The 18,572-nt window shown below is 36.6% G+C and carries 18 protein-coding genes; 11 read left to right on the top strand and 7 right to left on the bottom strand.

Translation table 11 applies throughout. From position 1 onward, the window contains the following. The first annotated feature begins 26 nt into the window (after positions 1–26). The 10 genes from M0D58_RS00390 (at position 27) to M0D58_RS00345 (ending at position 12,604) form a co-directional block, all read left to right on the top strand. Positions 27–1,607, top strand: a complete 1,581-nt coding sequence (locus M0D58_RS00390; RefSeq protein WP_248392571.1) for an MFS transporter — start codon at positions 27–29, stop codon at positions 1,605–1,607. A 44-nt stretch (positions 1,608–1,651) separates the two neighbouring features. After that, complete coding sequence (locus tag M0D58_RS00385) at positions 1,652–1,879, top strand: DUF6814 family protein (RefSeq protein WP_248392570.1); 228 nt, start codon at positions 1,652–1,654, stop codon at positions 1,877–1,879. Positions 1,880–1,957: 78 nt separating this feature from the next. Then, positions 1,958–2,152 carry a hypothetical protein gene (locus M0D58_RS00380; protein ID WP_248392569.1) on the top strand — a complete coding sequence of 65 codons (195 nt, stop codon included), beginning with the start codon at positions 1,958–1,960 and terminating at the stop codon, positions 2,150–2,152. Continuing rightward, complete coding sequence (locus M0D58_RS00375) at positions 2,145–4,859, top strand: ATP-binding protein (protein WP_248395002.1); 2,715 nt, start codon at positions 2,145–2,147, stop codon at positions 4,857–4,859. The genes M0D58_RS00380 and M0D58_RS00375 overlap by 8 nt, the downstream gene beginning before the upstream one ends. A 73-nt stretch (positions 4,860–4,932) precedes the next feature. After that, positions 4,933–5,364 (top strand): IS200/IS605 family transposase, encoded by a 432-nt coding sequence (tnpA, locus tag M0D58_RS00370; RefSeq protein WP_248392567.1) that lies wholly within the window; start codon positions 4,933–4,935, stop codon positions 5,362–5,364. Between the two features lie 141 nt (positions 5,365–5,505). Continuing rightward, a complete protein-coding gene (locus M0D58_RS00365) occupies positions 5,506–5,868 on the top strand; it encodes a response regulator transcription factor (protein ID WP_248392566.1) in 363 nt (120 codons plus the stop codon). A gap of 32 nt (positions 5,869–5,900) precedes the next feature. Further along, positions 5,901–7,799 carry an AMP-binding protein gene (locus tag M0D58_RS00360; protein ID WP_248392565.1) on the top strand — a complete coding sequence of 633 codons (1,899 nt, stop codon included), beginning with the start codon at positions 5,901–5,903 and terminating at the stop codon, positions 7,797–7,799. A 43-nt stretch (positions 7,800–7,842) separates the two neighbouring features. Next, positions 7,843–9,750 carry an acetate--CoA ligase gene (gene acs / locus M0D58_RS00355; RefSeq protein ID WP_248392564.1) on the top strand — a complete coding sequence of 636 codons (1,908 nt, stop codon included), beginning with the start codon at positions 7,843–7,845 and terminating at the stop codon, positions 9,748–9,750. A 166-nt stretch (positions 9,751–9,916) separates the two neighbouring features. Further along, entirely contained in the window at positions 9,917–10,279 is a 363-nt protein-coding gene (locus M0D58_RS00350; RefSeq protein WP_248392563.1) for a hypothetical protein, read from the top strand. 114 nt (positions 10,280–10,393) lie between these two features. Continuing rightward, on the top strand, positions 10,394–12,604 hold the full coding sequence (locus M0D58_RS00345; protein WP_248392558.1) for a RelA/SpoT family protein: 2,211 nt from the start codon (positions 10,394–10,396) through the stop codon (positions 12,602–12,604). A 406-nt stretch (positions 12,605–13,010) separates the two neighbouring features. Here M0D58_RS00345 and M0D58_RS00340 read toward each other — a convergent pair whose 3' ends face one another. Then, complete coding sequence (locus M0D58_RS00340; RefSeq protein ID WP_248392557.1) at positions 13,011–13,970, bottom strand: YihY/virulence factor BrkB family protein; 960 nt, start codon at positions 13,968–13,970, stop codon at positions 13,011–13,013. A gap of 1 nt (position 13,971) precedes the next feature. Beyond that, the gene (locus tag M0D58_RS00335) at positions 13,972–14,988 is read right to left on the bottom strand and encodes a DUF4421 family protein (protein WP_248392556.1); all 1,017 of its coding nucleotides are present in this window, start codon (positions 14,986–14,988) and stop codon (positions 13,972–13,974) included. 113 nt (positions 14,989–15,101) lie between these two features. Between M0D58_RS00335 and M0D58_RS00330 the strand changes: the two genes are divergently transcribed. Beyond that, complete coding sequence (locus M0D58_RS00330; protein ID WP_248392555.1) at positions 15,102–15,575, top strand: 23S rRNA (pseudouridine(1915)-N(3))-methyltransferase RlmH; 474 nt, start codon at positions 15,102–15,104, stop codon at positions 15,573–15,575. A 75-nt stretch (positions 15,576–15,650) separates the two neighbouring features. Here the strand turns inward: M0D58_RS00330 and M0D58_RS00325 are convergent, their stop codons facing one another. The 5 genes from M0D58_RS00325 to M0D58_RS00305 form a co-directional block, all read right to left on the bottom strand. Next, entirely contained in the window at positions 15,651–16,466 is an 816-nt protein-coding gene (locus M0D58_RS00325) for a tetratricopeptide repeat protein (protein ID WP_248392554.1), read from the bottom strand. Beyond that, entirely contained in the window at positions 16,463–17,029 is a 567-nt protein-coding gene (locus tag M0D58_RS00320; RefSeq protein ID WP_248392552.1) for a phosphatase PAP2 family protein, read from the bottom strand. Before M0D58_RS00320 ends, M0D58_RS00325 begins: the two co-directional genes overlap by 4 nt. 3 nt (positions 17,030–17,032) lie before the next feature. Beyond that, a complete protein-coding gene (locus M0D58_RS00315) occupies positions 17,033–17,368 on the bottom strand; it encodes a Sec-independent protein translocase subunit TatA/TatB (RefSeq protein WP_248392550.1) in 336 nt (111 codons plus the stop codon). 67 nt (positions 17,369–17,435) lie between these two features. After that, positions 17,436–18,083 carry an SCO family protein gene (locus M0D58_RS00310; RefSeq protein ID WP_248392548.1) on the bottom strand — a complete coding sequence of 216 codons (648 nt, stop codon included), beginning with the start codon at positions 18,081–18,083 and terminating at the stop codon, positions 17,436–17,438. Further along, entirely contained in the window at positions 18,055–18,552 is a 498-nt protein-coding gene (locus M0D58_RS00305; protein WP_248392546.1) for a toxin-antitoxin system YwqK family antitoxin, read from the bottom strand. Before M0D58_RS00305 ends, M0D58_RS00310 begins: the two co-directional genes overlap by 29 nt. Positions 18,553–18,572 lie beyond the last annotated feature (20 nt).

Raw genomic sequence — 18,572 nt, 5'->3', positions numbered from 1 at the left:
TCAAATTAACATTAAAAATTAATCATATGAGCGATAACAATCAAGTAAGCTACGAGAATATGACCGAAAGACAAAAAAATCGCACGATTTGGGGCGTGATTACGGCATCATCACTCGGAACATTAATAGAATGGTACGACTTCTATATATTCGGGAGTCTGGCTGTTGTTTTAGCTACGAAATTTTTTCCGTCGGATAACCCGACCGCAGCATTTTTATCGACCTTAGCTACTTTCGCGGCAGGATTTGTCGTAAGACCTTTCGGAGCATTATTTTTCGGAAGACTTGGAGACATCATCGGAAGAAAGTATACATTCCTGGTAACGTTGCTGATCATGGGATTTTCAACTTTCCTTATCGGATGTATTCCAAGTTATGAGACCATCGGATTTTTAGCACCTGTTTTAGTTTTAATTTTAAGATTACTACAAGGTCTGGCTCTTGGTGGTGAATACGGAGGAGCGGCAACCTATGTCGCAGAATATGCACAGCCCGGAAGAAGAGGCTACTGGACTTCATGGATCCAGACAACGGCAACAGCAGGACTTTTCATTTCATTAATCGTTATTCTAGTCACCAAAACGACGCTTTCGGTAGAAGAGTTTGATGGTTGGGGCTGGAGAATTCCATTCTGGATATCAATTTTAATGGTGGGTGTTTCTTATATCATCAGAAGGAATATGAAAGAATCTCCCTTGTTTGCAAAAGCCAAAAGTGAAGGTAAAACTTCAAAAAATCCTTTAAAAGAAAGTTTCGGGAATAAATTCAACTTCAAATTTGTCTTATTGGCATTATTCGGAGCGGCAATGGGACAAGGAGTCATCTGGTACACAGGACAGTTTTATGCGATGAGCTTCCTTCAGAAAGTAATGAATGTAGAATCTGCACAGGTTGACTCACTGATGGCAACAGCACTATTCCTGGGAACACCTTTCTTCGTATTCTTCGGGTGGCTTTCGGATAAAATCGGACGAAAAGCCGTGATGATGACGGGAATGCTGATTGCTATTCTGGCCTACAGACCTATTTACGACAGTATGTTTAAGAGTGTAAATCTTGAAAATAAAACGATAGCAGCCAATGGAATTACAGAAACAAGAACAGCTAAAATTCATGATAAAATCACAACCGACAGCCTGATAAGCTTCCATAAAGAAACTTTATACACCGACGGGACTTTAATCAAAAAAGACAGTGTTGTACACTGGTCACCGACCGGGCCTGTCATAAAAGACGGAAAAGCAGAAGAACCGAAAGTTTCTCAAAGCATCAAATTAGCCGATAATACAAAATGGTATCTCGTTTTTATGGTATTCATTCAGGTGATTTTTGTGACGATGGTTTACGGTCCTATTGCAGCATTTTTGGTAGAGATGTTCCCAGTGAGGATTCGCTATACCTCAATGTCTCTTCCTTATCATATCGGAAACGGTGTTTTCGGAGGATTGCTTCCGGCTGTAGCCACCTATCTGGTTACCACAGGAAAAGAGGCAGGGCATGCAACATGGTATCTGGAAGGACTTTGGTATCCTATCGGAGTTGCCGGAGTCTGTTTATTAATCGGATTATTTTATCTTAAAAATAAGAACAATAATATTCACGATTAGAAGCGAAATCACTCAATTTTTTTACTAATTTTAAAACAACTAAAATGAACGGACTCAAAAAAATATTAGGCATACTTTGGATAGCCATTGCGTTGGTGGTGGGATATTTCGGAATTACAGTTTTAGGAATTCCAAAAATCACTTCAGGAAAACAGGAAGACTTGGTTTTCGGAATCATCATTCTTTTTGTACTGATGCCGATTATTTCCGGTGGAATGGCCATTTTCGGATATTATTCGCTCACGGGAGAATATTCTGACCATAAAGAATAATTTATAAATAATGAATGATAATTGATTAATGGCAAATTCAAAATCGTCAAACTATCAATTATCATTCATCAATCAATCATGAAAAAGAGACACGAACAAAAATTAATCATCCTGAGTATCGGCCTTTTGATAGCATTTAGCATTCCGGTTTCACTACTTTTCAACAGCGACCGGGAAGTCCTTGGCTATCCGATGATTCTGATTTATATTTTCGTTATCTGGATGATTTCCATCATTATATCTTTTATAATTATAAAAAAATATGATGAGTAGTTTCGCTTTATTTACCGTGGTTTTGTTTTACCTGGCGCTTTTGTTCTTAGTCGCTTATCTGGCGGAGAAGAAAAAGAGTAAGCTATGGATCAACAATCCTTACATCTATGCACTTTCCCTGGCGGTATACTGCACAGCCTGGACCTACTATGGCAGCATAGGCGTTGCAGCAACAAGCGGACTCAACTATCTTCCAATCTATATCGGGCCTATCATCATTATTCCTGCATGGATCTACATCAATACACGAATTGTAAGGATCTCAAGGGTAAATAAGATCAGCAGCCTTGCAGACTTCATCTCCCTAAGATATGGAAACAGCAGAAGTTTTAGTGCAGTAATTACGATTGTCTGCCTTTTGGCTATCGTTCCGTATATCGGTTTACAGATTAAGGCAATTTCCGAGACTTTCCATTTGGTGACAGAAACACCAATGTCAAAAAATATCCTTACAGATAATGCGACTTTCGTGGTTGTTTTAATCGCTTTGTTTTCATCATATTACGGAACCAGATATGTGGATGCATCGGAAAAACGTTTGGGAATTATTTCTGCGATTGCTTTAGAAAGCTTCCTGAAATTGTTTTTCATTATTATTTTAGGACTTTTTGTGATTTATTTTGTGTTTGACGGATTTTCGGATATTTATCAAAAGGCAAGTCAGTTTGAAGATTTTAAAGAAAAAAATACGTTTAACGGTGTTGAAGGTGCGATGAACTGGATGGTTTTGTGTATGATTTCCGGAACAGCAATCTGTATACTTCCAAGGCAGTTTCATACCGCAATTGTGGAAAACAGACAAGAGAAACATATCAAAACAGCGATTTGGTTTTTCCCTCTTTACTTATTGATTTTCACTGTATTTATCTTTCCTATAGCTTGGGGTGGACGACTTATTTTCGACGGTCAGAAAGTAAATCCTGAATTCTACTCCATTTTAATTCCGCAGCATTTCAACAATACACTGATTACGGTTTTGGTGTTCCTAGGAGGATTAAGTTCCTGTATATCAATGATTATTATTTCGGCCATCACTTTATCCATTATGCTTTCCAATAACCTGATTATTCCGTATGGATTGTTAGGAAAATTCAAATCGGAAAACGAGATTCAGAATACCCGAAATATTACCAACATCCGAAAATTCAGCATTTTCGCATTGATTATCATGGCATTTGCCTTTTATAAATATTTTATTCTGAAAACTTCATTGGATTCTGTCGGGTTGATTTCATTTGTCGTTATTGCCCAGTTGGCGCCTGCATTTTTCGGAGCTATTTTCTGGCGAAGAGGAAGCTATAAAGGTGCTATTACAGGACTTTTAGCAGGACTGATCATTTGTTATTTCGGCTTAATAATTCCTCAGTATTATTTTTCCTATAATCAGGAATTCAAGGGAGTTCTAAGAGATATGTATGATGCTTTTGATTTCTTTAAAATCTCTTTTTTAAGCCGGATTCCTCAGATTTTCTTTTGGTCGATTTTAGTGAATACAGCGCTCTTCAGCATTATTTCGGTAAGTGTAAAAGGAAATTATCGTGAGCGAAATTTTGCCGAATTGTACGTTGATATTGATAAATACATCCAAAATCATGAGAATGCATTTATCTGGCGCGGAACTGCCTATGTATCAGATATTAAAAATATTCTTGAGCGATTTTTAGGTAAAAGCAAAACAGAGCAGGCCTTACGAATTTTTAATTTAAAATATAATATTGATTCTCAGACAGAAACTGCAGATTCAAGGTTTATCAAGTTTTCAGAAAATCTTCTCGCAGGAAGAATAGGAACAGCTTCAGCAAAAATATTAATCGAAGGTGTGACGAAAGAAGATAAAATTTCCTTAAAAGAGGTTTTAAACATTCTGGAAGAATCTAAAGAAAATATCACGCTTAATAAAAAACTCACCGAACAGTCGGAAGAGCTGCAAAAACTGTCCGATGATTTGCGAAATGCCAATGAAAATCTGATCATTAAAGACCTTCAGAAGGATGATTTCCTGGACTCTGTGGCGCACGAATTGAGGACGCCGATTACAGCAATCCGGTCTGCAGGAGAAATTCTGGCCGATGATGACGACATTCCTCTAGAAATCAAAAAAGAGTTTTTAAATAATATCATTACGGAATCCGACAGATTAAGTGAAATTATTAATGACATTCTCTATTTGGATAAACTGGAACACGGTGAAATAGCGCTACACATTCAGGAGAATAATATTATTGAAACCTATAAAAAGGCGTTAAATCCGCTTTTGCATCTTATCCATCAGAAAAACATTCATTTAAGCGAAGTTAATCTGCTCAATCATTTTTTATTTGAATATGACGAAGCCCGAATGATTCAATTATTTCAGAATATTTTGGGAAATGCCTTAAAATTTACCGATGAGCAGGGAACGATCCAGACAAAATTATCTGAAAAAGAAAACCAGCTGGTTATTAAAATTTTCAATACAGGAAAACATATCCCTGAAGAAGATCTGGAAATGATTTTTGATAAATTTTACCAGTCGAAAAATCAAAATATTTTAAAACCTACAGGAAGCGGACTGGGACTGGCAATTTGTAAAAAGATAGTTCAGGCACAAGGCGGAACCATCAGCGCGGAAAACAGCGGATTGGGCGTGACTTTTACAATTATTTTGCCAAGTAGAAAGATCGGTGATAAAGAACCCGAAGGGTTCAACAACAATAGCCGTAGGTAAAACCTATGGAAATGAAAATGAATATAAAATAAACCCGAACCCGAAGGGTTCAATAATAAAACACAAATGAAAAATGGGAACGTATCGACAAATATTTTATCATATCGTTTTCGGAACAAAACATCGAGAACCAACAATTAACGAAAGAAATGAATCAGAATTATACAAATATATTTGGGGTATTTTAAAAAATAAAAAATGTAAATTATACAGAATTAATGGAATGCCGGACCATATCCATATTTTCTGTGATCTCCATCCCAATATAAATCTCAGCAATCTGGTAAAAGACATTAAAGTTGCAACAAATTTATGGATGAAAGAATCAGGGTTATTTCCTGAATTTTCGGGATGGCAAGAAGGGTACGGAGCGTTTACCAATTCGATAAGAGACAAGGAAATAATTGTAGAATATATAAAGAATCAAAAAGAACATCATAAAACAGAAAAATTTGAAGATGAATTTAAAAAACTTTTAGCTGAACATGGAATTGAATCAGAATGAACATTAATATATTCAACCCTTACGGGTTGGTTTATAATACATTCCGTGTTCCATAGGTTTCACCTACGGCTATTAAAATTGAACCCTTCGGGTTCCCCAAAACCAAAACAATGAAGTTGAACCATAAAGAAGAAATACACAATGAAAAAGATAATCATTGCAGATGATGAACACAAGATATTAATGTCACTGGAGTACAGCTTTAAGAAAAACGGCTACGACGTGTATATCGCCAGAGACGGAACCGAAGTTCTGGAATTTTTAAAAAATATGATTCCGGATGTTATTTTACTGGACATTATGATGCCCAATCTCGACGGTTTTAGCACGTTAGAGATCATTAAGCAAAATGAAAAATTACGAAATACGAAAGTCATCTTCCTGAGCGCAAAAAACAATCCGAAAGACATTGAAAAAGGCTTGGAGATGGGGGCTGATGCCTATGTTACAAAACCCTACTCTATCAAAAAACTGATGCAGCAAATCGAAGAAATGTTTGAATAGTTTTTAAGATTGAAACACAAAATAAAAATATTATGAATGCAGAAAATTTATTTCAAAGAAGTATAGAAAATAAAGAAAGTTTCTGGAAAGAACAGGCAAAGGAAATCGACTGGTTTCAATTTCCTTCACAAATTCTTTCCAAAGACGAAAATGATTACACCCAATGGTTTACCGATGGAAAATTGAATATGTGTTATTTATGCATAGACAAGCATATCAATGATGGTCATGGAGAACAAATCGCAGTGATCTATGACTCACCGGTAACGGAGCAAAAGAAAACATATACTTTCAATCAGGCGAAAGAGGAAATTTCGAAATTAGCGGGAGGCTTGGTTTCTTTAGGCTTAAAAAGGGGCGATACCGCGGTTATTTATATGCCAATGATTCCACAGACGCTTTTTGCCATGCTGGCCTGTGCAAGAATCGGTGTTATACACAATGTTGTTTTCGGAGGTTTTGCACCGCATGAACTCGTAGTAAGAATTGATGATTGTAAACCTAAAGCCTTAATAACAGCAACAGCAGGGGTAGAAATCGCCAAAAGGATTCCGTATTTGCCTTTAGTTGAAAAAGCCATTGAATTAGCACAGGATAAAGTAGAAAACATCATCGTTTTTAACAGGAGATTAGCGGACAACCAACATGAAATGTTTGACGGATTAATTGATTATGAAGAATTGATCCGGCAGTCAGAACCAGCAGATTGCGTTTCCGTTGAATCTACACATCCACTCTATTTATTATATACATCAGGAACCACAGGAAAACCGAAAGGAATTACGCGTGATACCGGTGGCTATGCCACAGCACTGAAATTTTCCATGAAATACATTTATGATGCCGAACCCGGTGAAACATATTGGGCAGCTTCAGATTTCGGATGGGCGGTCGGTCATAGCTTTTCCGTCTACGGACCGTTAATAAACAGAAATACAACAGTCATTTTTGAAGGCAAACCTATAATGACGCCGGATGCCGGAACTTTCTGGAGAATTATTTCAGAATATAAAGTTTCCGTAATGTTTACGGCACCAACGGCAATCAGAGCTATAAAAAAGGAAGATCCGAACGGAGAACTGGTAAAAAAATATGATTTAAGCCATTTTAAAAAGCAGTTTCTGGCAGGTGAAAGATGTGACGTTGCCACACTGGACTGGTTTGCAGAACACATCGGAGTTCCCGCCATTGACCATTGGTGGCAGACCGAATCCGGCTGGCCAATGCTGGGATTAATGACTTTCGGTGAAAATTACAAGATAAAAAGAGCTTCTGCCGGAAAACCCATTCCCGGTTATGATATTACAATTTTTGATGAAAACGGATATGAGCTGGACGCCCACCATGAAGGTTATCTCGTGATTAAACTACCACTTCCTCCGGGAGCTTTGCTTGGAATCTGGAATGACAATGATCGTTTTCAAAAAAGCTATCTGTCGCAATATCAAGGCTATTATTTTTCAGGAGATGGCGCAATCAAGGATGAAGATGGCTATATTTTCATTACCGGAAGAGTTGACGATGTGATCAATGTTGCAGGACACCGGCTTTCAACCTCAGAAATGGAAGAGATTGTCTCATCCCATCCGGATGTGGCCGAATGTGCCGTAGTAGGAATTGATGATGAACTGAAAGGACAAATTCCTTTTGCTACGATTGTTTTGAAGAATGGCTCCAAAATTTCTGAAGAAGAAGTAGAAAAAGATATTGTGAAAAATGTACGTGAAAAAATTGGCGCCGTTGCCTGTCTTAAAAATGTAATGACTGTAAAACGTCTTCCTAAAACACGTTCTGGAAAAACATTAAGAAAACTCATCAGAACACTACTCGACAAAAAAGAATTTCAGATTCCCTCAACCATTGATGATGAGAAGATTATTGATGAAATTCAACAAAAAATCATCGAATACAGAGCAGAAAAGAAGAATTAAACTACTATTAAAAATAACAGAATTCAATTTCAAAAAAAAGGATATGAGAAATTACCTGATAGAAGATTTACCACATTATTTTGAAGATTACAAAAAATCGATTAAAAATCCTAAAAAATTCTGGGATAAAATAGCTGATGAAAATTTTGTATGGTACCAACGCTGGAGTAAAGTTGTAAAATACGATATGAATGAAGCCAAAATTTCATGGTTTAAAAATGCTAAATTAAATATTACCAAAAACTGTCTGGACAGGCATCTTTCCGTAAGAGGAGATAAGACTGCCATTATCTGGGAACCCAACGATCCCAAAGAAGAAGCACAACATATTTCTTACAGTGAATTATATACCAGAGTAAATAAAACGGCTAATGTTTTACGGGAAATGGGTATTGAAAAAGGAGACCGGGTATGCATTTATCTTCCGATGATTCCGGAACTGGCAGTCACTATGCTGGCTTGTGCAAAACTGGGAGCTATTCATTCTGTGATCTTTGCCGGGTTTTCAGCCTCTGCCGTAGCTTCGAGAGTAAATGACTGCGGAGCAAAAATGGTGATTACTTCCGATGGCAGCTACAGAGGTAATAAAGTTTTAGATTTAAAAAGTATCGTTGATGAAGCTTTAGAAAAAACACCAACCGTAGAAAAAGTGCTCGTTGTAAAAAGAACCCATAACGACATCAAAATGAAGGAACACAGAGATTTCTGGATGGAAGACCTTTATGAAAATGCCTCCCCTGATTTTGTCAGTGTGATTATGGATGCAGAAGATCCGCTTTTTATTTTGTATACTTCCGGTTCTACCGGCAAGCCGAAAGGAATGCTCCATACCTGTGCAGGATACATGGTATATACAGCTTATACTTTTAAAAATGTATTTAATTATAAAGAAAACGACATTTATTGGTGCACAGCCGATATAGGCTGGATCACAGGACATTCCTACATCCTTTACGGTCCGCTTCTGAATGGTGCAACAACCGTTATTTTCGAAGGAGTACCAACATATCCTGAACCGGACAGATTTTGGGAAGTAATTGAAAAACATAAAGTTACCCAATTCTACACTGCCCCTACGGCAATCCGTTCACTAGCTAAAGAAAGTGTGGAATGGGTAGACAAGCATGATTTAAGCACATTAAAAGTTATTGGATCTGTAGGTGAACCAATTAATGAAGAAGCATGGCATTGGTTTAATGACCATGTAGGCAAGAAAAAATGTCCAGTTGTAGATACATGGTGGCAAACAGAAACCGGTGGAATCATGATCTCTCCTCTCCCATTTGTAACCCCTACCAAGCCAACATACGCCACATTACCATTACCGGGAATCCAGCCGGTTTTAATGGATGACAAACGTAATGAAATCATGGGCAACCAGGTTACCGGAAATCTTTGCATCCGTTTTCCATGGCCGGGTATTGCCAGAACCATCTGGGGAGACCATCAACGGTATAAAGAGACCTATTTTACCGCTTTCCCCGGAAAATATTTTACCGGTGACGGCGCGCTTCGCGATGAAGTTGGATATTACAGAATCACTGGGCGTGTGGACGATGTGATTATCGTTTCCGGGCACAATCTGGGAACTGCTCCGATTGAAGACAGCATCAACCAGCATCCTGCCGTGGCGGAGTCTGCTATTGTGGGGTATCCTCACGACATTAAAGGAAATGCACTCTACGGTTATGTTGTTTTAAAAGAAACAGGGGAAAGCAGACAAAGGGAAAATCTTAAAAAAGAAATCAATCAGCTTATTTCGGAACAGATCGGCCCGATTGCAAAACTGGATAAAATTCAGTTTGTTTCCGGATTGCCAAAAACACGTTCAGGAAAAATTATGCGAAGAATATTACGGAAGATTGCAGAAGGGGACTTCAGTAATTTCGGGGATATTACCACACTGTTAAATCCTGAAATCGTGGAAGAAATAAAAAATGAAAGAGTTTAAATATAAGAGCGGAATATTCCGCTCTTCTTATGTTTTACATTTAATAGATAAATCAAATAAAAAATAAATTACATATAGATAAAACAATAAAATGTTAATTTTTTTAAAAATTATTTAACAAAAGTGAAAAATTATTTATATCTTTATGATAATAAAAACTAGTGCTATGTCAAATATTTTAGCTGGATTATTTGAACCTCACAGCGATTACAAAAAACTAGAAGCGGATCTTGAAGATTCTGGTTTTGAGAATTCAGAATATATTGTATATCTCAACGAAGACAATCATCATTCCCCATATATTGTGAGTGTGGCAGTAAAAGAACATCAGATTGATGATGCTAAAAACGTGTTTAACCAAAATACGGTAATGAAAACATATCTGTTTGAAAATATGAGTCTTGAACAGGCAAATTATACTACCCTTAAAAACTTTATCAGCGCCAGAAACAAAGCGGAAATCCACAATAGCCCGGATGTAAGAATTAAAGGTTCTACCATGGGAATGGATTCCGAAGTAAAATTTTAAAATACAAATGATTAAAATAAATGCCTGAATCCATAGATCCGTCTATGGGTTCTTTTTGTATTTGAAAAGTGCAAAAAATTTCGTATTTTCGTGTAAATATAGGCTTTAGCACGAATGAGTTACGACTTAGAACAAGAAAATAAAGAAATACTCGCCAGATATAAAGATCTGATTTCTAACACATACCGCACTTTGGATGAGGAAAATAATAAACTTATCCGAAAAGCATTTGATATTGCGCTGGACGCTCATAAAGATCAGCGGAGAAAATCCGGGGAACCGTATATTTACCACCCTATTGCCGTAGCGAAAATTGTAGCTACGGAAATCGGTCTTGGAGCTACGTCGATTGCCTGCGCACTGTTGCATGATGTAGTTGAGGATTCTGATTATACCTATGAAGATCTGAAGAAAATTTTTGGTGAGAAAATAGCCAATATTGTCAACGGACTTACCAAGATCTCCATCATGAACCATCAGAACATATCGGTTCAGTCGGAGAATTACAGAAAGCTTCTTCTTACCCTTTCGGAAGATTTCAGGGTGATTCTGATCAAAATAGCAGACCGGCTTCATAACATGCGTACGCTGGAAAGCATGGCTCCGGACAAGCAGAAAAAAATTGCTTCCGAAACCGTGTATATTTATGCTCCTATGGCGCACCGTTTAGGTTTGTACAACATCAAATCCGAGCTTGAAGACCTCTCCTTAAAATATAATAATCCCGACGTTTATACTGAAATTACACAGAAACTCGAGCTGGCCAAAGAAAGCCGCGAACGTTACATTGAAGAATTCAAAAAAGAAGTTTCTGAAAAGCTGCACGAAGAAGGCCTGAATTTTAAGATAAAAGGGCGTGCAAAAGCGATCTCTTCCATTTACAGAAAAATGCTGAAGCAGGGAGTTTCTTTTGAGGAAGTGTATGATAATTACGCCATAAGGATTATTTATAAATCTGATGCGAAGAATGAAAAATTTCTGGCCTGGAAAATTTACTCTATTGTAACGGACGTTTATCACAGTAATCCTTCCAGAATGCGTGACTGGATCACGCAACCACGTTCTACAGGATACGAAAGTCTGCACCTTACGGTTTTAGGACCGGACAAGAAGTGGATTGAAGTACAGATCCGCTCCGAAAGAATGGATGAAATTGCAGAAAAAGGTGTTGCTGCTCACTATAAATACAAAGAAGGATACAAACAAAGCTCCGAAGACAGGAATTTTGAAAACTGGGTAACTGAAATCCGTGAAGTACTGGAGCAACAGCAGAATCTTTCCACTTCCGAGCTTCTGGATAATATAAAACTCAATCTTTACTCCAAGGAAGTTTTTGTTTTCACTCCTAAAGGGGAAATTAAAATTCTGCCAACTAATGCAACAGCCCTTGATTTTGCTTTCTCGGTACACTCAGACTTGGGGATGAAATGTTTGGGTGCAAAAATCAATGGAAAACTTGTTCCGATTTCGTATGTATTACAGAACGGAGACCAGGTTGATATACTTTCGTCACAAAACCAGAAACCAAAATCCGACTGGCTGGAGTTTGTGGTTACCTCAAAAGCCAAATCGAAAATCAAGAGTTATTTAAACTCACAAAAAAATCAGCTGGTAGAGGAAGGAAAAGAAATTCTTCAGCGAAAGCTTCGCCATGCCAAGATTAATTTTAATGATGATGAAGTGAATAAGCTTCAGAAATTTTTTAACCTCAAAACCTCGCAGGAGCTGTTTCTTAAATTTCAAAGCAATGAACTTGACGCAAGCAGCCTGAGAAAATATATTGAAAGTAAAAACGTATTCAACAACCTGCTTTCAAGATTCAGGAAATCCCCTTCAAAAAATACTGCTTTTGTAGAGCCTAAAGAGCAGAACCTGGATATGATTGTCTTCGGTAAAGACGAAGAAAAGCTCAATTATACCTACGCAAAATGCTGTACGGTAATTCCGGGAGATAAGATTTTCGGATTTATTACCATTTCGGACGGAATCAAAGTACACAGCGACAACTGCCCGAATGCCATTAATCTCCGTGCGCAGTATGATTACAGAGTAATCCCTGCCAAATGGGTAAATGCGGAAAGTTTCAAAAACAGAGTGAAAATAGAGATTGAAGGGCTCGACAGGATGGGAATGATCAACGATATTACAACCGTAATCAGCGGTGCGATGGGAATGGATATGAAAAGTATGTCTATTGAATCCAATGACGGTATTTTCACAGGAACTATTAATCTCGAAGTAAAAAATAAAAGTCAGCTTGAACAAACCTTTAAAAAACTCAATGATATTAATGGAGTTTCGAAGGTGAGAAGACTGCAGTCTTAGTACGAGTCTTACAAATACTTTAAAATTTTCAGCAGCAACCAGACTTCAGGAAGCATCCTGATTTCTTTGCTGCAGTATTTTTACTCATTTAATTCGTCCGGTGCAGAAAATTTCCAGGCTTTAGGGATCAAGAATAAAAGAGATAAACTGAGTTCTTTACCTCAAAGTTGTTGGAATAGATGATCGGTACATTTTGTACATGTTTATTGGCTAATAAGAATTTACCATTCAGACTTTTATCGCACTGCTGTCGTTTAAAAATGAAATTGAAATTCAGAATGAGGTGAAGTTTGCCATTCTTATTGCTTCTTTATTGTTGCCATTTCCGGATATCCTGTTCTCAATCTCGGTTCACGCAGAAGATTTACCGAAGCAGACAAAAACTGATCGATTTCTCAGAATGAATTTATTTATCTTGATCGGAATCAGTATTTTGATTTCTTGATTTTCTCAATTCGTCAGACAATAGTTTTTCGATCCTTAGCTTTCTGATGGCCATATTCAATTCGTTTCCGAAAAGGAGAAGATAAACGTTTACATTTACCCACACCATCAGAAGAATCATACTTCCGATTGATCCGTAAAGCACGTTGTAGCGCGCAATATTCTTTATATATAATGCGAAAAGGTAGGTCGTTAACACAAATAGTACTGTGGTTAAGATTGCTCCCGGAATAGCCTGCCTGAATCTTGCAATTTTTACGGTTCCCAACCAGTAAAACAGCGTAAGAAGAATAAAATAAAATAAAGGAAAGGAAACAAAACCGATAATTTCCGAAAGGTTATTAACCAGCCATGAAACATCATAAACAGGTGTAAACTGCTTTAACACCACTTCAGAATAATACAATCCGAAAAGTGCAAGAAAAACAATCAGCACAAAGCCGATGGTAATAAAAAAAGAAAGTATAAATTCTTTGACATCGCTCATCTTTTCGCGGGTATTTTCATTGAATCCATTGATGAGTGAAAACGTTCCGTTCGTGGCAAAAACCAAGGCAAGAACAATAGTCAGATTACTGATTCCCTTCATATTCGGGACGATACTTGCTTCAATATAACTTCGTACATCTCCTTCCATACTTGCAGGGAAAACATTATGCATCAGTACATCAAAGATATAATACTGCAAGGTTTCATAATGCGGCATATAGGGAATTACCGAAAGTATAAAGAGAATGAAAGGAAATAAACTTATTGTAAAACTCCAGGAAATAGCCGCTGCTTTTCTTCCTATTTTGTCTTTAAAAATTCCCCTGATATAAATCTGAAACATTTGCCACAGCGATATTCCCAAAAGGGGAATGTGTATATCATCAAAAAATTCTTGAATTTTATGTATAAATTTTGGAAGTTTCAGACCCATATTATTTTAAAATATTATCTATTTTATCAAAGTTTTTATTTACAAATGTAGGAGAATTCAAACGAAAACCAATTCCCGCACGAAAAAGCCATTGTGTCGCAGAATAAAAATTTTCATTAGAGCTATTGATCAAGTTGAGCTGCGCACCGGCGCCGAAAAAACATTTTCCATTATCATAACCGATTCTCCCGTTAGAATAGCCCCCAATATTAAATTCATGAAAATCTTCGCCAATGAGTTTTGCGTAGTATATTTCAGGATAAACTTCCAATATGGCATACCAGTTTTTAATTTTTTTCTGAATACCCCCACCCGATCTTAAAGCAATCCTGATATCTTTAGACGGACTGTTTTGAATTTCAGTAAAAGTATTTCCCTGATAGATTGTTTTATTCATATCACTAAGAATATTGTACTGGTAAAAAAGGCCTGTACTTACCACGAAAACATCCTTTAGAGGCTGATAGGTCATATTGTTAAAACTTCGGTAATCCGATTTATTTCCTATCCAGAGATAACTCGTTTCCCCTTTAAAAGAGCGGTATTTTGCATCCGGAAACTGCAGGTATCCTTCTTCGTTATAATCACTGCCATACAGCATTTGTAAAAATTCTTTGGTATCCTGAAAATACAGACCTTTTACCTGGCTGAAATACAGATATTGCCTGATTTTCGGACTTAGGAAAAAAGTAAATCCAAAATTAAAATATTTCGTCTTTCCTTTTTCAGGATCGTCATTATTGATATTGGTAAGCTTTGGTGCAAATGAAAAACTTACATCCAGCCATCTGTACCGCAGAAAAAATTCTGTATAAAATGCGTCATTCGGTCTTAATCGATAAATCTTATTTTCATATAACAACCCAAATGAATTATGCAGATAACTCAGTCCTCCTACAACAGAAATTTTCTTTTTATCTTCTTCCAGATATCGTGCTTCATCATTTTTATTAATTTCCTGTGCAAAAGAAATTAGTGGAAAAAAGTAAAACAAAAAAAGTAAAACTGATATTTTCATTGGATTGGTGTGGTACAAAAATAATGATTTTTTCAGACTTTGTTCGTACATGGAAAAGTGCGATTATGAATTCTGTTGATTTATAAATATCTTTGAAGCTTAATTAGGAATAAATGCAGATTAACTTGCTTTGTATCGGTAAAACGGATGATAAGGAAATTACTTCCCTGATCAGTTATTATATCAAAAGACTACCTAAACACTGGAATTTTGAAATCATTGAAATTCCGGATGTAAAAAATGCCAGAAACCTGTCTCCCGAGCTTTTAAAAAAAGAAGAAGCCAAACTTTTTCTGAATTACATAGACCGAACAGATCTTGTAATGATTCTTGATGAAAAAGGTAAACAATTTACCAGCCGTGAATTTTCTCAGAAAATAGATGCCTGGATGAATTCTTCAGTGAAAAAAATTCATCTTCTGATTGGTGGTGCATACGGGTTTTCGGAAGAAGTTTACGCCAGAGCCAACGAAAAAATATCGTTATCAAAAATGACTTTTACACATCAGATGATCCGGCTTTTTATTGTAGAGCAGTTGTATCGCGCAGATCAGATTTTGCAGGGAAAACCCTATCATAATGACTGATAGAGCTTTTAAGTTTTTATTAAATTGGTTTCGGCGGCTCCGCCGCCGAAACCAATTTAATAAAAATACATATCATTATTTCTTAACTTCACATTTAGAGTAATATTCTATCAGCAAAGGTTTCTCATATCCCAGGCTTACTGCCTTATCAAGACTTGCACAAGCTTCCTTCGGCTTAGCCGTTTCGAATAAAATTAAGGCTTTATTTACATAGGCCTGAGCAAATTTAGGATCAATTGAAATTGCTTTGTTGACATCAGCGAGAGCTTCCTTATTTTTTTTCAGTTTAAAGTAGACGTCACCTCTTCCACTGTAGAGAAGGGATTCCGGTTTTTCTGAAATTAGCTGGTTATAATCTTTTAAGGCACCTTCAAGATCACCGCTGTTCTTTTTAAGATTGGCCAGTCCGGTTCTTGCGTAAATATTATCCGGGGCAAAACTGAGAATCTGATTTAAATCCTTCGCTGCCAGATCTTTCTTGCCTAAATTTTCATAAACTTTAGAACGGGTAAGGTACATATCTGCATTTTCAGGTTCAAGCTTAAGTCCCTGATTAAGATAATCCAATGCAGCCTGTTTATTTCCTTTTTGTCCGTGAATAGAACCTAAATTAGCATACACTGCAGCAGACATAGGATCCGCTTTTAATGCAGATTCATATGATTTGAACGCTGCGGTTGTTTTACCAAGCCTTCTCTGTGACGTACCCAGATAATTGTAATATTCTGATTTGAATTTCTGAATTTTTTCAGTTTGAACCAATTTGGAATATTCTTCCTCCGCACATTTGTAATCCGCTTTACGGAAACAATCTTCGGCAATTTTTTTATCCTGCGCCTGCAGCGATACTATGGAGCATGTTAATGCTAAAAGAAATAGAGTTTTTGTCATGAGGTTATATTTTGTTTATTGATTACTTTTCTTGCGAGTGCAGAAAACACCACTCCCAATAAAGTTCCAACAAACGCCCCCACCAAAATATCTATCGGGAAATGCACTCCTAAATAAATGCGGCTGTATGATATTATTGCAGCCCACACAAATATAGCATAAGGAAACCATTTAATCTTATTTTTTAACAAAATACTTAAATAAGCTGCCAAAAAGAATGTATTGGAAGCATGGGCAGAATAAAACCCGAACTGTCCGCCGCATTTCACAATCCTCATGTGATCCTGAAGAGAAGGATCATGGCAAGGCCTAAGCCTTTCTATACCATGTTTAAAAACACCGGCAAGCTGATCTGATATCGTTACCCCTATTGCAATAAATACTAGGATAAAAATTAATGATCTCAGCTTGTAATTTTTATATAGAAAATAGCAGAAAATAATATAAAGCGGAACCCAGATCCAAGTGCTGGAAATCAACATCCAGAACTGGTCAAAAGAAGAATCTCCTAAATTATTGAGAAATAAAAAGACTTTTTTATCTTCCTGAATAATTTCCTCCATACGTTATCTGCTTACAGGTCCTTCATAGGTTTCATCCTCTGAAGGTTTTGGTTTTGGAGGTTCATTTGAAGACTGGGAATCAGCAAGAATATCGCTTTGAACATCTTTCATCGGATTAAAATCTTTTGCGGCGTCTTTTACTTTTTCAATCTCACGCTTGATCTCAGAAACAGGATTATCCGTTTCTTTCATGATCTCGGTTTTGATATCTTCCACTGCACCACGCATCTTTCTTACCCCTGCACCCAGATCACGGGCGATTTGAGGAAGCTTATCCGGTCCGAATAATACTACGATTGCCACGGCAATCAGTGCCATTTCTCCAATGCTTAGTTCCATGTTACAAAATTACAAAAGATAAGTGAATCTCAATACTTATTATTAAGTTTTAATAAAATATTAAGTTTTAAAACGTATTCTTTTTAATCAAATCTATATCCGTTATAAGCTGCTGCATATCAGATTGTAGGGTACCATTATAAATTCCTCTGATTTTTCTCTGCCCATCTACAAGAATAATATGTTCTGTATGAAGAAATTCTGCACTGTCGCGCGTAAATCCTAAAGCTTCTTCAGCAAAATAAGATTTCCGGGCAAGACTGTATATTTCATTTTTATTTCCGGTAAGAAAGTGCCAGTTTGCATTTGTAATTTTATGCTTTGTTTTAAAATCTTTCAATTTTTCTGAGGTATCAATCCAGGGTGTTACTGAAAAAGAAAGTAAGATTACATCGGGATCATTTTTATATTTACGGTCTACCAGTTTCAGATTTCTGATCATGTTGGGACAAATACTTCCGCATGATGTAAAAATAAAGCTGGCAATATGTATTTTATGATCCGTTATTTTATCCGTAATTACCCTATTGTCCTGATCAACAAAAGAAAAATGTTGAATGGTATGATTAATTTTATCGGAAGCTTCCTCTTTAGATAAAAATTGGGGCTCAAAATCCGGCGTGTTGTAATAAGGTACATCTTGTTTTTTTTGCCGGCATGAAAAAAGCAGCAAAAAAACGATCAGGCTACTTCTTAAAAATACGTTCTGTAACATTTACACAATTTTTTGTTCCTAATAAGCCATAGCGTTTACCCTGCTTTACGAAATAATTGGATCTTATCTTACCATTGTCATAAAATTGTTTCTGACTTCCTTCTTCGTATCCTAATTTATAATGCATATCCCTTACCAATTGTCCGTTCCTGTTCCACTCCCGATATTCACCGTTATTTTCTCCCTCAGAGAAAGAACCTGAAATTTTTATATTTCCATTTTCCCACCATTCTTTTAATGTTTTTACTTTGGTTCCGTTCTCAAAAAAACGCCTTCCTGCCAACCTACCGTTCGGATAAAATTTTTTCCATTCTCCATGTTCTTTTCCTTGATAAAAAGCAACAATTTCTGCAGTATCTTTTGTATTGGAGAACATTGAATATACAATACCTGAAAAAGGCTGATTATTCAGCAGTATGATTCCATTCTTATTTTCCAAATGAATATCGTCCAGATTATAATATTTCATGCGTTCTTTATCTGATGAAC

Origin of the sequence: Chryseobacterium nepalense (assembly GCF_023195755.1) — a bacterium.
In the GTDB taxonomy this organism is placed as follows: domain Bacteria; phylum Bacteroidota; class Bacteroidia; order Flavobacteriales; family Weeksellaceae; genus Chryseobacterium; species Chryseobacterium nepalense.
The sequence above is the reverse complement of the archived record's forward strand: the minus strand, read 5'-3'. Positions and strand labels throughout refer to the sequence as shown.